Raw genomic sequence first — 14,792 nt, 5'->3', positions numbered from 1 at the left:
ATTTTTGCCGTCTACCTAATATGTTTTTATTATTTTTAAAGCAGAAAGGAATATAGTATGGATGATAATTTTTCCCCAAGAGTTAAAGATGTTATAGCTTATAGCAAAGAAGAAGCTTTACGATTAGGTCATGATTTTATAGGAACTGAGCATTTAATGCTTGGTTTATTAAGAGATGGCAATGGTAAAGCAATAGATATTTTAGGTGCATTAGAAGTAGACCTTAATCATTTAAGGCGTAAAGTAGAGATTTTAAGTCCTGCTAATCCAAATATCGTTACAACATCTAACGAAAAAAAGAACTTGCATTTAACAAGGCAAGCAGAACGTGCATTAAAAACAACGTTTTTAGAAGCTAAATTGTTTCAAAGCACCTCAATAAATACAGCACATTTATTATTGTGCATTTTAAGAAATGAAAATGATCCAACAACTAAGCTTTTAAACAAGCTTAAAGTAGATTATGATAACGTAAAAGAAGAATTTAAATCTATGGCAACTAGCGAAGATGATTATTTAGAAACTCCAAAAGCAGAGTCGTTTTCTGACGATGATATAAACGAAGAAGAAGAGGCAAAGCAAAATCCATTTGGAGGACAAGCAAGCAAAACAAACAAAAAATCTAAAACACCTGTTTTAGATAATTTTGGAAGAGACCTAACTGTACTTGCAGAAGAAGGTAAATTAGATCCAGTTGTAGGTCGAGAAAAAGAAATACAACGTGTATCTCAAATTTTAAGTCGAAGAAAGAAAAACAACCCTTTATTAATAGGTGAACCTGGTGTTGGTAAATCTGCTATTGCAGAAGGACTTGCACTCAGAATAGTTAAACGTAAAGTATCACGTACCTTATTTAATAAGCGTGTTGTCACTTTAGATTTAGCAAGTTTAGTCGCCGGAACTAAATATAGAGGACAGTTTGAAGAACGTATGAAAGCCGTTATGAACGAGCTCGAAAAGAATGATGATATTATTCTTTTTATTGATGAAATTCATACCATAGTTGGTGCAGGTGGCGCAACTGGTAGTTTAGATGCTTCCAACATGTTTAAACCAGCATTAGCAAGAGGAGAAATACAATGTGTTGGTGCTACTACTCTAGATGAGTACAGACAATATATTGAAAAAGATGGCGCATTAGAACGTCGTTTTCAGAAAGTAATTGTAGAACCAACTTCTGTAGAAGAAACAATAGAAATCCTTAATAATATAAAAGGAAAATATGAAGAACATCATAATGTAAGTTATACAGATGAAGCTATAGAAGCTTGTGTTAAATTAACTAATCGTTATATGACAGAGCGCTTTCTTCCAGACAAAGCTATTGATGCTTTAGATGAAGCAGGCTCGCGTGTTCATATCACTAATATTGATGTACCAAAACAAATTCTAGAACTAGAAAAGAAACTTGAAGAAGTTAAAGAAACCAAGAATACAGTTGTTAAAAAACAAAAATATGAAGAAGCTGCAAAGCTTAGAGATGATGAAAAACGACTAGAAAAAGAATTGGCAACTGCCCAAGAAAAATGGGAAGAAGAAACCAAACAACATAAAGAAATTGTTACAGAAGATAATGTTGCAGATGTCGTTTCTATGATGACAGGTATACCTGTTAACAAAATTGCACAAACCGAAATCACAAAACTATCTCAATTACCTGAGTTAATTAAAGGGAAAGTTATTGGACAAGACCAAGCTGTTGCTAAAGTTGTAAAAGCTATACAAAGAAACAGAGCAGGACTTAAAGATCCTAATAAACCAATAGGTTCATTTATATTTTTAGGTCAAACAGGTGTAGGTAAAACACAATTAGCTAAAGTTTTAGCTCGCGAATTATTTGAAAGTGATGACTCTCTTGTACGTATAGATATGAGTGAATACATGGAAAAATTTGCAATTTCACGTTTAATTGGTGCACCTCCAGGATATGTAGGATATGAAGAAGGTGGACAATTAACTGAAAAAATAAGACGTAAACCTTACGCTGTCGTTTTATTAGATGAAATTGAAAAAGCACATCCAGATGTCTTTAACATGCTACTTCAAGTGTTAGATGATGGTTATTTAACCGATAGTTTAGGACGTAAAATTGATTTTAGAAATACTATCATTATTATGACATCTAATATTGGCGCAAGAAAACTAAAAGATTTCGGAACTGGTGTAGGTTTTGGTACTTCAGCAGCCATTGCTCAAGAATCTGACCATGCTAAAGCTGTTATAGAAAATGCCTTAAAGAAAGCATTTGCTCCAGAATTCCTAAATAGAATAGATGACGTAATTGTTTTTAATGCTCTAGAAAAAGAAGATATTAATAAAATTATTGATATAGAATTAGTTAAACTTATCGAAAGAATAAAAGGTTTAGGATACGCTCTTAACCTTACAGACAAAGCAAAAGATTATATTGCTGAAAAAGGCTTTGATAAACAATATGGAGCAAGACCATTAAATAGGGCTATTCAGAAATATGTAGAAGATGCATTAGCTGAGGAAATCATTAATTCAAAAATTCATGAAGGTGATACCATTGTAATGGACTTAGACGAAAAAAATGACGAATTAAGTATTAAGATAAAATCTTCTGGTAAGACAACAGAATCTTAAAAAGATTAAATTTTAAAAAAACTCCTTCTAATAGAAGGAGTTTTTTTTTTATATTGACGATCCCTAACCAAACTTAAACATGAGAGAATCCCTTACTTATGACTTTTGTCAGATGTCAATCTTTGATAAATATGTAATAGTTGTTGTAAATGAAGGTGTTGACCTAAGATTAAAACAGCATGACATCCTCGCAAAAATTGCAGAATCCCATTTTCAAAATCAACCATTCGTTTATATTTCTAACAGAATAAATTCTTATTCCGTTGATCCAAAAATCTATTTTGAAACTGTAAAGATTAAAAATTTACAAGGGCTTGCTATAGTCTCTAATAACGCTAAAGTGATTGGTAATGCACAAATAGAGAAACTTTTTTTTGAAAAAGATTTCAAAATATTTAGAAATATTGAAGATGCAATTGTCTGGGCTGAGGAAATGGTAAAATGATATTAATTCAATTGTAATTATATAATCAACTAATTATTAGAATTTAATAATATAACCTAGTTGTTTGTAATAAATAATTACTAGTTTTAAATTTATAAATAGCTATCTAAAAGACTAACTAAACTTATAAATTTAGTCGATATTAAATTCGCAGTATTTTGCATTTTCTTTTTTCAATTTCTAATTGAAAACGACTATTTTTGCTAAAAACAGAAAAACATGCTAAAAGCTGGTGTTCTTGGTGCTGGTCACCTCGGAAAAATACATTTAAGGTTACTCAACCAATCTAGTAAATTTGATCTTATCGGTTTTTACGATGCAGATCCAGAAAATGCAAAACTTGTCGTAGACGAATTTGGTTATAAATATTTTGATTCTATAGACGATTTAATTGAAGCTGTTGATGTGGTTGATATTGTAACACCTACACTTTCTCACTATGATTGTGCTAAAGTTGCTATAAAAAAAGGAAAGCATATTTTTATAGAAAAACCAATTACCAATACAGTAGAAGAAGCTGAAACCATTAGAACTTTGGTTGCAGAACATGGTGTAAAAGGTCAGGTTGGACATGTAGAGCGTTTTAATCCTGCATTTATAGCCGTTAAAGACCAAATTAAAAATCCAATGTTTATAGAATGTCATAGACTAGCAGAATTTAACCCTCGTGGCACGGATGTTCCTGTGGTTTTAGATTTAATGATTCATGATATAGATATTATATTAAGTGTTGTGCAGTCACCTGTAAAACATATTTCTGCGAGTGGAGTTTCTGTTGTAAGCGAAACTCCAGATATTGCCAATGCACGTATAGAATTTAAAAACGGTTGTGTGGCCAATTTAACGGCAAGCCGAATTTCTTTAAAAAACATGCGTAAAACACGTTTCTTTCAAAAAGACGCTTATATATCAGTAGATTTTCTAGAAAAGAAATGTGAGGTTGTAAAAATGAAAGACGCACCAGATAATCCAGGTGATTTTGATATGATTCTTCAAAATGCCGAAGGTATTAAAAAACAAATCTATTTTGACAATCCAGATATAGCAAACAATAACGCTATTTTAGATGAATTAGAAACGTTTGCTGACGCCATTAATAACAACACGAAACCAATTGTTACATTGCATGATGGTACAGAAGCATTGCGAGTTGCTAATATGATTATTAATCAATTTTAAATGATAAAAAAAAACCTAATATTTATAGCATTTTGTTTTTATATTTCAATAGCATTTTCTCAAAACAAAAATAAGAATCCAGATTTAATGACCTTAGTTAAAGATTTAATTCAAACTGAGAAAACTGGACAAAATATGAAACAAGTATGGTGGTTACCTGAAGTATATTGGGAAGTTGCCTTAAAAGATAGTCCTCTTGGCACACAAGCCTTAATAGATGAAATCAGCACTATATTCAAAGATTATTCACTCTTTATATTACTTGATGCCGAATTAACTGCGTTCTCTGGAATTAAGAAAAATAAAATTTTAGACTTAGAGTTAGTTGTTAATAACAATTCTTATAAGCCTCTAAAATCTTATTCTGATGAAATTCAATCTATGATAGATGTGCTTAAACCAACTTTTAGTAAAATGTTAGGTGAAGTCGGTGAAAATATTGAGTTTTTCGTTTTTGACAATACCTTCAGTGATGCTATTTCCCCTACAAAGGAAACAGTTTTTCAACTTAATTTTAATAATTCTAGTTTTGAATACAACTTACCGCTACCCTCTTTAGTTAGAGAGAAAAAATGCCCTATTGATAATAAAAAACATAATGGTAGTTGGAAATTCTGTCCTTATCATGGAGAAGAATTAATAAGCGATAATTAATCTTAGAATTTCATCATTTAAAACATATATATTAATATGAAAAATATAGCAGTTATAGGTGCAGGAACCATGGGAAATGGAATTGCTCACACATTTGCACAATCTGGATTTAGCGTTAAACTAATTGATATTAGTGAAGACTCTCTTAAACGAGGCATGGATACCATTGCCAGGAATTTAGATCGCATGGTAGCTAAAGAAAAAATTAGCGAGTCTGACAAGGCCATTACATTAGGTAACATTAAAACGTTTACAAATACAGAAGAAGGGGTTAAAAATGCTGATTTAATTGTTGAAGCTGCAACAGAGAATCTAAATTTAAAACTTAAAATATTTAAGCAATTAAGTGATATTTGTAGCAATGATACCATTTTAGCAACCAACACATCCTCTATTTCTATTACGCAAATTGCTGCAGTGACTTCAAGACCAGAGAATGTTATTGGTATGCACTTTATGAATCCGGTACCAATTATGAAATTAGTTGAGATAATTAGAGGATACAACACTAGTGATGAGGTAACTTCTACGATTATGGAATTATCTAAAACCTTAGGCAAAGTACCAACAGAGGTTAACGATTATCCTGGTTTTGTAGCTAACCGTATTTTAATGCCAATGATTAACGAATCTATTGAAACATTATATAATGGTGTAGCTGGTGTTGAAGAAATTGATACCGTTATGAAATTAGGAATGGCACATCCAATGGGTCCATTGCAACTAGCCGATTTTATAGGTTTAGATGTTTGCCTGTCCATCCTTAATGTAATGTACGATGGATTTAAAAACCCTAAATATGCACCTTGCCCATTGCTTGTTAATATGGTTATGGCTGGTAAATTAGGTGTAAAATCTGGTGCAGGTTTTTACGATTATTCAGAAAGTAGAAAAGCTGAAAAAGTTTCTAAACAGTTTGTAAAGTAAACAGAATACTTATACTATTTTGAATACTATTTCTACTTATGAAATATCCTGTAATTTATTGTTTTGTCTGCTTTATATTTTGGTCTTGTAAAGACAATGCCATACAAATAGCTGATGACCCAATAAATGCCTACTCAACAGATACATCACCTGTTTTTACAGAAAAAAATAATTATAAAACTCGGTTTAAAAATGATACAACTTTTGTGGCCAAAGGCTTTGATTTCCCTGTAGGAAAACCAAATGCCAAAGGCTATTATAATGCTCAAAAATTTCAAGAAAACAACCATTTAGGCGATGATTGGAATGGTGAAAATGGTGGCAACACGGATTTTGGAGACCCAATATATTCTATTGCAAATGGGTATATAAGTGAAGTAAAAGATTATAAAGGTGGCTGGGGAAAAGTTATACGAATTGTTCATTTACATAATAAAAAATTGTACAAGTCAATTTACGCGCATTGCGATTCTATTTTAGTAAACTCTAATCGATTTATTAAAAAAGGAGAAAAGATTGCTACTATAGGAAATTGTAATGGTGCATATTTTGCACATCTTCATCTAGAAATTAGAAATAAAGTAGATTTAGATATTGGTTCTGGCTATTCTACAGACACAACTGGATATTTAAATCCAACAAATTTTATTAATAAAAACAGAAACTAGAGTGGTTAAAATTATTCCATTTAAAGCCGTTAAACCAACAAGAGCAATTGTTGGTCTTGTTGCTTCACGCCCTTATCAAAGTTATACTTTAGATGAGCGAGAATCTCGCATGGCCTATAATCCATATAGTTTTCTTCATATTATAAATCCTGGTTACAAATACGCACAAGAAGTTACAGGTGAAGAACGCTATAAACTTGTAAAAAATAGATATTTAGAATTTAAGGAAGATGGTGTTTTTGTACAAGATGAGAAACCTTCTTTTTATGTTTATAAAATTGTAAATAGACATGGACAAGTTTTTAATGGAATCATTGCTGCAACAAGCGCTGAAGATTACGAAAAAAACAGAATAAAGAAACACGAAGAAACTATTGCTAAACGCGAAGAAACCTTCAAAAATTATTTACAAACCGTAGGTTTTAATGCAGAACCTGTGCTTCTCACCTATCCTGATAATCCTACAATTGCACAGATTATTAAGGAAACACAAAAAGGTTATGCTGAGTTTGAATTTACAATGACCTATAGAGATACACATTATTTATGGAAAATAGATGCTATAGAAACTATTAAAACTATTCAAAAAGAATTTAGCAAAATGGATACTGTTTATATAGCTGATGGTCATCATCGATCAGCTTCGTCTTATTTGCTATATAAAGATGAAAAAGCCAAGAATCCAAACCACAACGGAAAAGAATCTTATAACTTTTTTATGTCTTATTTAATTCCTGAATCTGATTTGGTTATTCAAGAGTTTAATAGACTAATTAAAGATTTAAACGGTCTAACAAAAGAAGAATTTTTAATTAAGCTAGATACATCTTATCGTATTGAAAATAGAGGCTTAATACCTTATAACCCATCAAAACCACATCATTTTAGTATGTACTTAGATGGAGAATTTTATTCTTTATATTTAAGAAAAACGAATTACAATTTTAAAACAGCTTTAGACCGATTAGATGCACAATTATTATACAAAACCATACTTCAACCTATTTTAGGTATTGAAGATTTAAGAAAAGATAACAGAATCTCTTATGTCAATGGTAAACATGAAATGATTACCATTAAAAGTAGTGTCGATAGTGGTGAATATAAAGTTGGCTTTGGCATGTGTCCATCTAATGTAGAACAAATGAAACAAATTGCTGATCAAGGATTACGTATGCCACCAAAAAGCACCTATATTTTACCAAAATTAAGAAGTGCGATAACTATATATGAGTATTAACTCTGAAAAAAATAACAATTATTCAAAATAAACAGAATAATGAGTATAAAAGCAAATTTAGAACATATAAAATCTAAACTACCAAAGCATGTTACTTTAGTAGCAGTTTCAAAAACAAAACCCGTAAGCGATTTAATGGAAGCTTATAATGCTGGCCAACGCATTTTTGGAGAAAATAAAATCCAAGAAATGATTGATAAACATGAAGAAATGCCAAAAGACATTGAATGGCATATGATTGGACATGTACAAAGAAACAAGGTGAAGTACATGGCTAAATTTGTAAGCTTAATACATGGTGTGGACAGCTTCAAATTATTAAAAGAAATAAACAAACAAGCCAAAAACCATAATAGAGTTATAGATTGTTTACTTCAGATTAAAATTGCTGAAGAAGATAGTAAATTTGGTATGTCTGCAAATGATGCTTCTACCCTTTTAAAATCTAATGAGTTTTCAGAATTAAAAAACATAAAGATTGTTGGCCTAATGGGAATGGCCACTTTTACCGATAATTCAAAACAAATTGAAAATGAATTTAAATTCCTAAACAACACATTTTCAGAACTTAAAAACACAAACGCTGAACTAAAAGTTAAAAGTATGGGAATGAGTGGTGATTATCAGTTAGCAATTGCATGTGGAAGTACCATGATTCGCGTAGGAAGTAGTATATTTGGAGTAAGAAATTACAATAATTAGTTAACGTACAAGTTACTTTAAATATAACTGTACAACTAGAATAAAATATCAGAATACCATATACGCAATACTAGACATAGAAACCACTGGTGGAAAGTACAATGAAGAAGGGATTACAGAGATTGCAATCTATCAGTACGATGGTCATAAAGTAACAGACCAATTTATTTCTTTAGTTAATCCGCAACGCGAAATTCAACCCTTTGTTGTTAATCTTACAGGCATAAATTCTAATATGCTTAGAAATGCACCTAAATTTTATGAGGTTGCAAAACGTATTGTAGAAATTACGGAAGATTGCATTATTGTAGCTCATAATTCTTCTTTTGATTACAGAATTCTTAAAACCGAATTTAAACGTTTAGGCTTTCCCTATAAACGCAAAACACTCTGTACCGTTGAGTTATCTAAACAATTAATTCCTGATATGGAATCTTATAGTTTAGGGAAATTAACACGTGCACTTGGAATACCTATTGCAGATAGACACAGAGCAAATGGAGATGCTATGGCAACGGTAAAGTTGTTTAAAATGCTATTGAATAAAGATTTAGATAAAGTGATTGTAAAAGACGCAATTAAGATTGAACAAAAATCTAAAATGTCTTCTAATCTTAATAATATTATAGATGAGTTACCATCCGATACCGGTGTTTATTACATACATAATGTAGACGGTGAAATTATTTATATAGGTAAAAGTAAAAATATAAGAAAGCGTATTATTCAGCATTTTACGGGTACAAATTCTAAATCTAAGAAAATTCAGAAATTAGTTAATACAGTTACTTATGAAAAAACAGGTAGCGAATTAGCCGCATTATTAAAAGAAAGTGCAGAAATAAAAAAAAACAAACCTATTTTTAATAGAGCTTTACGGAGAAGTATTTTCACCCATGCTCTATATAGTTACACAGATAGCAATGGTTATATCAATCTCCAAATAGATAAATCAGATAGAGAGGATGCTCCAATAACAACCTTTAGCACTAGGGCTAGTGGAAAACATTTTTTGTTTAAGGCTGTAGAAGATTTTAATTTATGCCAAAAGCTAACTGGTTTATACACTACAAAGACAAGCTGTTTTAAATATGAAGTAAAAGAATGTTTAGGTGCTTGTATTAATGAAGAACCCATAGAAGTATATAATAATCGAGTTAATTTACTTAAGGAAAAATTTAGTTACGATAATAAAAATATGCTTATTATTGATAAAGGTCGTGAAATAGAAGAAAAATCTGTGTTTTTAATTGAAAATGGTATTTTTAAAGGTATGGGTTATTTTGAACTGAACCATCAAATAAATAATTTAAAAATTCTCAAGTCTGTTATTACTCCTATGACAAACGATAGAGATTCTCAACATATTATACAAAGTTACTTAAGGAGAAATAAACGTTTAAAAATAATTGATTTAAATAAAGACTAATGAAATATAGATTGTTAATTGTTTCGCTTTTTGCGTCTTATTTATGTTTTTCTCAAAGCTATGTTAGTAATATGGCTGTTATAAAAAGTGAATTAGAACAAACGTCTTATTCAAAAGACTCTACAGCTAATGCACTTGTTATATATGATTACGGAAATAGTTTCATTGATAAGGAAACATTTTGGCTAAAAGTGCAAATAAAACAAAAAGTAAAAATTTTAAAATCAAGTGGATTTGATAGAGGAGAAATTGAGGTAACTTTATACAAAGGTAAATCGTCCAAAGAACGAATTGATAATATTAAAGGCGCAACTTATAACCTAGAAAATGGAAAAGTAGTAAAGACAGAACTCTCTTTAAATGCCATTTTTAAAGAAGAAAACGAATACTCAACTACAGTAAAATTTGTTTTACCTAATATCAAAGTTGGTAGTATTATAACCTATAGTTATGAAAAACAGTCTCGATTTATGAATAAATTTCAGCCTTGGTATTTTCAAGGTCCAGATCCCGTTTTATACAGCGAATATAACACTAGTATTCCTGGCAACTACGACTATCACGTAAAATTAGTAGGCGGAATTCCGTTAGAAATTAACGATGCTAAAATAGAACGAAATTGCCTAGAAGTTGGTAGAGGTGGCACTGCAGACTGCACGGTTAGTAAGTATGTAATGAAAAATATACCTGCATATAAACCAGAAGGTTTTACCACAACAGCTCTCAACTATACAGCAAGAATTGAATACGAATTAAGCGTATATCAAGGATTTGATGGCACCGTTGATAAAATAACTAAAACATGGAAAGATGTTGACCAAGAATTAAAAGCAGATAAGGATTTTGGTAAACAGATTAGTAAAAAAAGTCTTATTAAAGGTGTATTACCAGAACAAATATCCTCAATAAACAATAAACTAGAAAAAGCTAATGCGATTTACCAATTCGTTTTAACTAATTATAACTGGAATGGTAAAATAGAACGTCACGATGTATCAGTAAAAAACCTAATTAAAGAAAAAGTAGGTAGTGTATTTGAAATTAACTTATTATTAGAAAACTTACTAACTAATGAAGGTTTTACGGTTTATCCCATTTTAGTATCTACACGAGATAACGCACTTGCCACCAAAATTTTTCCGGTTTTATCTGAATTTAATTATGTGATTTTGAAAACCACAATCGATGAAAAAGATTATTATTTAGATGCAACTGATAAATATCTCGCCTTTGGTGAATTACCATTTAGAACATTAAACCAATACGGTAGACTTATTGATTTTAAAGATGGTAGCTATTGGGAAGATATTATTATTGAACCTTTTTCCCTGAGAACTCATAGAGTAAAACTCGATTCTTTTATAGAAGACGAATTCACTGGAACCATACAGAGTAAATACTCTGGTTATCATTCTCATCAACAAAAAAGAGAATACAATGAAAACCCAACTAGTTATTTAGAGAACAAAATCAATGAATTTACAGATATTGCAATTGAAAATCACAAAGTTGAAGATTTTGATATTTCTAAATCAAGTTTTATTGAAGAGGCAGATGTTACTCTTGAGCCAGAATTTATTGGAAATAAAATTTACTTGAATCCTTTTCTCATAAAGTTTTTTGAAGAAAATCCTTTTAAACTGCAAGAACGCAGTTATCCTATTGATTTTGGTTACAAAGACATTTACAATTATAGCATACAAATTAAAATTGATGACGATCTAACAGTACTCGAAATTCCCGAACCAATCAATTATATACTGCCAAATAAATCGGGTAGTCTTTTGTTTAATTCTGAGTTAAATGATGAATCTTTAATACTCTATTTTAAAGTGCAATTTAATTTACCTATCTATGCACCAGAGTATTATCCTTATTTAAAAAAGTTTATGGATAAGGTTGTAGAAATACAAAACAACGCTGTCATTGTACTAGAAAAACAATAATTTTACTTTTTGTACTTTTAGATAATGGAAATAGAAAACAAACATACCTGGAAATCAAAACTTCATGAAGTTATTTATGAAGCAGATACACCTAACGGTAAATGGTTTGATATTCTATTATTAGCATTTATTATTATAAGTATTATACTAGTTATGCTAGAAAGCGTGGTTAGTATAGATAGAGAATATCATCAGATATTATATATTGGAGAATGGATTGTAACTATCCTATTTTCTATAGAGTATGTATTGAGAGTAATTAGTGTTAGGAAACCCTTAAAATACATTTTTAGCTTTTTTGGCATTATAGATCTTTTATCTACAATACCAATGTACCTTACCTTTTTATTTGGAGGTGCACAAGCATTAGTAACACTTAGAGCGTTAAGATTATTAAGGGTTTTTAGAATTCTAAAATTAGCGCGTTATTTAGGTGCATCCAAACAACTAAAAGATTCTATAATTGGAAGTAGAGTAAAAATCTTGGTGTTTTTATTTGCTGTAATGGTATCTTCTGTAGTTTTTGGTACAATAATGTATTTGGTTGAAGGTGAAGCCAATGGATTTACTAATATTCCTAAAAGTGTATATTGGTGTATCGTAACTTTAACCACTGTTGGTTTTGGTGATATTGCTCCACAAACACCACTAGGTCAATTTATAACTACAATTATTATGATTTTAGGTTATGGTATAATTGCGGTACCAACGGGAATAGTATCTGCCGAATATGCTAAAAACAGCCTAAACAAAGAAGAAAATAAAGGTAACAAACTTATTCAACCAGAAGATTTAATTGAAGTACATACAAATTCGCAATGCTGCATTAATTGTTTAGCCGAAAAGCATCAAGATGGTGCAGAATACTGCCATAAATGTGGTTGTAAATTACACCATGAATAAACTTCTTATTTCCATAGTTGGCCCAACTGCCATCGGTAAAACTTCTTTAAGTATTAAGCTTGCTAAATACTTTAATTCAGAAATTATTTCTGCTGATTCTCGTCAATTTTATAAGGAAATGACTATTGGAACAGCTGTACCTTCTAAAGAAGAATTGAATGCAGCACCACATCATTTTATTCAAAATAAATCTATTACAGATAATTTTAATGTTGGTGATTTTGAACGTGAAGCAATTTCTAAAATTAAAGAATTACATAAAAAAAATCCAGTTGTCATTATGGTAGGTGGCTCTGGTTTGTATGTAAAAGCTGTTGCTAAAGGTTTAGATTATTTTCCTGATGTAGATGCTAATATAAGACTACAACTCAATAAAGAACTAGAAAGCAAAGGCCTAAAATCATTACAAACCCAATTACATAATTTAGACCCTCAAACTTATAAAACGATTGCTATAGATAATCCTCAACGTATTATAAGAGCTTTAGAGATTTGTATTGGCACAGGCCAACCCTATTCTTCATTTCTTACAAATCCCAAAAAAGTGAGAGCGTTTAAAACCATAACTATTGGCCTTAACGCAGAACGTTCTATTATTTATGATAGAATTAATCAGCGTGTAGATATAATGATGGCGAATGGTTTATTAGATGAAGTAGAATCGCTAATAACCCACAAGCAACTCAATGCTTTAAATACAGTTGGTTATAAAGAATTGTTTAATTATTTTGAAGGAAATTGGTCTTTAGATTTTGCTATTTCAGAAATAAAGAAAAATACAAGACGGTTTGCAAAACGACAATTAACGTGGTTTAAAAAAGAGGAATCAATTAAGTGGTTCGATTACGAAACTAATGTGAGTGAGATTATATCTTATATAAACTCTATTGAAGAATAAAGATTGTTTTATTTATTTGTTACTCTCAATCCGAAAAATCCTTTTTTACTAAGTACATTTCCAATAAAAGTAAAACTAACTATTCCTAAACCATCAGCTAATAAATCTGCTACATCCAAGGTTCTATTAGGTAAAAAGCCTTGACTTAATTCTTCTATTAACACAAAAACAGAAACTAAAAACGTTCCTAAGGGTAATACTTCCCAGAATGTAAACTTTTTAAAGTTGAACGCAAAATTTACACCAAGGGTTAAACATCCAAACAAGAAAAAATGTCCAATTTTATCACCAAAAGGCAACCAATTCACAAACTCAAAAAATATATTATTACCACCTGTATTAGCAGAAAATATAATCCAAATTATAAAAAGTAGAAATACAATTGTAACTCCTTGAAAGAACTTAATCATTTATAAAAATAGTATTAAAAAAAATCCAGTTCAATGAACTGGATTTTTTTTATAATATACAAAAGCAAAAACCTTATTGGTTATTTATAACTAATCTGAAACCTTCACCATGTATATTTAAAATTTCTACATTAGGATCTGGTTTTAAGTATTTACGTAATTTTGCAATATACACATCCATACTACGCGATGTAAAATAGTTATCATCTCTCCATATTTTTGTTAATGCCAATTCTCTAGGCATTAAATCATTTTCATGTAAAGCTAATAAACGTAACAATTCGTTTTCTTTAGGAGATAGTTTTGTTGGCTCTCCTCCATCAAATTTTAAAAATCTTAGTTTAGAATTTAAATCAAAACGACCAATTTTAAATTCAAATTGTTTGCTATCTGCAACAGTATCTGTTGCTTTACGTTGCATAATAGCCTTAATTTTCATTAATAACACTTCACTATCAAAAGGTTTATTAAGATAATCATCTGCTCCTACTTTATAACCTTTTAATACATCTTCTTTCATAGCCTTTGCCGTTAAGAAAACGATAGGCACATCTGTATTTTTTTCTCGTATTTCTTTTGCTAACGTAAATCCGTCTTTATAGGGCATCATAACGTCTAAGATACAAAGATCGTAATCGTCTTTTTTGAACTTCTCAAAACCTTCCATACCATTTTTAGCATGAACCACGTCGTAATCGTTCATCATTAAATAATCTTTTAAAACTGTTCCAAAATTTGGATCGTCTTCAACTAAAAGTATTTTTTTATTTTGCTCTTCCATAAT

The 14,792-nt window shown here is 30.3% G+C and carries 14 protein-coding genes; 12 read left to right on the top strand and 2 right to left on the bottom strand.

What is annotated here, in order from left to right; translation table 11 throughout:
* The first annotated feature begins 57 nt into the window (after window positions 1-57).
* The 12 genes from HNV10_RS09280 to miaA all read left to right on the top strand — a co-directional run bounded on the left by HNV10_RS09280 (window position 58) and on the right by miaA (window position 13,598).
* Entirely contained in the window at window positions 58-2,607 is a 2,550-nt protein-coding gene (locus HNV10_RS09280) for an ATP-dependent Clp protease ATP-binding subunit (protein WP_173301077.1), read from the top strand.
* Between the two features lie 79 nt (window positions 2,608-2,686).
* Window positions 2,687-3,052: a hypothetical protein gene (locus HNV10_RS09275; protein WP_173301076.1), complete on the top strand. Its 366-nt coding sequence runs from the start codon at window positions 2,687-2,689 to the stop codon at window positions 3,050-3,052.
* 219 nt (window positions 3,053-3,271) lie between these two features.
* Window positions 3,272-4,231, top strand: a complete 960-nt coding sequence (locus tag HNV10_RS09270) for a Gfo/Idh/MocA family protein (protein ID WP_173301075.1) — start codon at window positions 3,272-3,274, stop codon at window positions 4,229-4,231.
* Window positions 4,232-4,885 (top strand): hypothetical protein, encoded by a 654-nt coding sequence (locus HNV10_RS09265; RefSeq protein WP_173301074.1) that lies wholly within the window; start codon window positions 4,232-4,234, stop codon window positions 4,883-4,885.
* 36 nt (window positions 4,886-4,921) lie between these two features.
* Window positions 4,922-5,812, top strand: a complete 891-nt coding sequence (locus tag HNV10_RS09260) for a 3-hydroxyacyl-CoA dehydrogenase family protein (protein ID WP_173301073.1) — start codon at window positions 4,922-4,924, stop codon at window positions 5,810-5,812.
* Window positions 5,813-5,850: 38 nt separating this feature from the next.
* Window positions 5,851-6,480 (top strand): M23 family metallopeptidase, encoded by a 630-nt coding sequence (locus HNV10_RS09255; RefSeq protein ID WP_173301072.1) that lies wholly within the window; start codon window positions 5,851-5,853, stop codon window positions 6,478-6,480.
* Window position 6,481: 1 nt separating this feature from the next.
* Complete coding sequence (locus HNV10_RS09250; RefSeq protein WP_173301071.1) at window positions 6,482-7,720, top strand: DUF1015 domain-containing protein; 1,239 nt, start codon at window positions 6,482-6,484, stop codon at window positions 7,718-7,720.
* A 39-nt stretch (window positions 7,721-7,759) separates the two neighbouring features.
* Window positions 7,760-8,422: a YggS family pyridoxal phosphate-dependent enzyme gene (locus HNV10_RS09245; RefSeq protein WP_173301070.1), complete on the top strand. Its 663-nt coding sequence runs from the start codon at window positions 7,760-7,762 to the stop codon at window positions 8,420-8,422.
* A gap of 58 nt (window positions 8,423-8,480) precedes the next feature.
* Window positions 8,481-9,851, top strand: coding sequence for an exonuclease domain-containing protein (locus tag HNV10_RS09240; RefSeq protein WP_173301514.1), 1,371 nt, complete (start codon window positions 8,481-8,483; stop codon window positions 9,849-9,851).
* Window positions 9,851-11,797, top strand: coding sequence for a DUF3857 domain-containing protein (locus tag HNV10_RS09235; protein ID WP_173301069.1), 1,947 nt, complete (start codon window positions 9,851-9,853; stop codon window positions 11,795-11,797). The genes HNV10_RS09240 and HNV10_RS09235 overlap by 1 nt, the downstream gene beginning before the upstream one ends.
* Before the next feature lie 24 nt (window positions 11,798-11,821).
* Window positions 11,822-12,700, top strand: coding sequence for an ion transporter (locus tag HNV10_RS09230; protein WP_173301068.1), 879 nt, complete (start codon window positions 11,822-11,824; stop codon window positions 12,698-12,700).
* Complete coding sequence (miaA, locus tag HNV10_RS09225) at window positions 12,693-13,598, top strand: tRNA (adenosine(37)-N6)-dimethylallyltransferase MiaA (RefSeq protein WP_173301067.1); 906 nt, start codon at window positions 12,693-12,695, stop codon at window positions 13,596-13,598. The genes HNV10_RS09230 and miaA overlap by 8 nt, the downstream gene beginning before the upstream one ends.
* An 8-nt stretch (window positions 13,599-13,606) precedes the next feature.
* On the opposite strand, the gene HNV10_RS09220 is transcribed toward miaA, so the two are convergent.
* The gene (locus HNV10_RS09220) at window positions 13,607-14,008 is read right to left on the bottom strand and encodes a VanZ family protein (protein ID WP_173301066.1); all 402 of its coding nucleotides are present in this window, start codon (window positions 14,006-14,008) and stop codon (window positions 13,607-13,609) included.
* Between the two features lie 73 nt (window positions 14,009-14,081).
* Window positions 14,082-14,789 (bottom strand): response regulator transcription factor, encoded by a 708-nt coding sequence (locus HNV10_RS09215; RefSeq protein ID WP_173301065.1) that lies wholly within the window; start codon window positions 14,787-14,789, stop codon window positions 14,082-14,084.
* Window positions 14,790-14,792: the final 3 nt, after the last annotated feature.

The organism is Winogradskyella litoriviva (assembly GCF_013249065.1).
GTDB classification, from domain to species: domain Bacteria; phylum Bacteroidota; class Bacteroidia; order Flavobacteriales; family Flavobacteriaceae; genus Winogradskyella; species Winogradskyella litoriviva.
Note: the sequence above shows the minus strand (reverse complement) of the source record. Positions and strands in the feature narration are given on the sequence as shown.

Bases quoted from the DNA above. Each gene is read 5' to 3' on its own strand.
- HNV10_RS09215 (WP_173301065.1), bottom strand. From the start codon at position 14,789: ATGGAAGAGCAAAATAAAAAAATACTTTTAGTTGAAGACGATCCAAAT.
- HNV10_RS09245 (WP_173301070.1), top strand. From the start codon at position 7,760: ATGAGTATAAAAGCAAATTTAGAACATATAAAATCTAAACTACCAAAG.
- HNV10_RS09280 (WP_173301077.1), top strand. From the start codon at position 58: ATGGATGATAATTTTTCCCCAAGAGTTAAAGATGTTATAGCTTATAGC.
- HNV10_RS09265 (WP_173301074.1), top strand. From the start codon at position 4,232: ATGATAAAAAAAAACCTAATATTTATAGCATTTTGTTTTTATATTTCA.
- HNV10_RS09235 (WP_173301069.1), top strand. From the start codon at position 9,851: ATGAAATATAGATTGTTAATTGTTTCGCTTTTTGCGTCTTATTTATGT.
- HNV10_RS09275 (WP_173301076.1), top strand. From the start codon at position 2,687: ATGAGAGAATCCCTTACTTATGACTTTTGTCAGATGTCAATCTTTGAT.
- miaA (WP_173301067.1), top strand. From the start codon at position 12,693: ATGAATAAACTTCTTATTTCCATAGTTGGCCCAACTGCCATCGGTAAA.
- HNV10_RS09230 (WP_173301068.1), top strand. From the start codon at position 11,822: ATGGAAATAGAAAACAAACATACCTGGAAATCAAAACTTCATGAAGTT.
- HNV10_RS09260 (WP_173301073.1), top strand. From the start codon at position 4,922: ATGAAAAATATAGCAGTTATAGGTGCAGGAACCATGGGAAATGGAATT.
- HNV10_RS09220 (WP_173301066.1), bottom strand. From the start codon at position 14,008: ATGATTAAGTTCTTTCAAGGAGTTACAATTGTATTTCTACTTTTTATA.
- HNV10_RS09270 (WP_173301075.1), top strand. From the start codon at position 3,272: ATGCTAAAAGCTGGTGTTCTTGGTGCTGGTCACCTCGGAAAAATACAT.
- HNV10_RS09255 (WP_173301072.1), top strand. From the start codon at position 5,851: ATGAAATATCCTGTAATTTATTGTTTTGTCTGCTTTATATTTTGGTCT.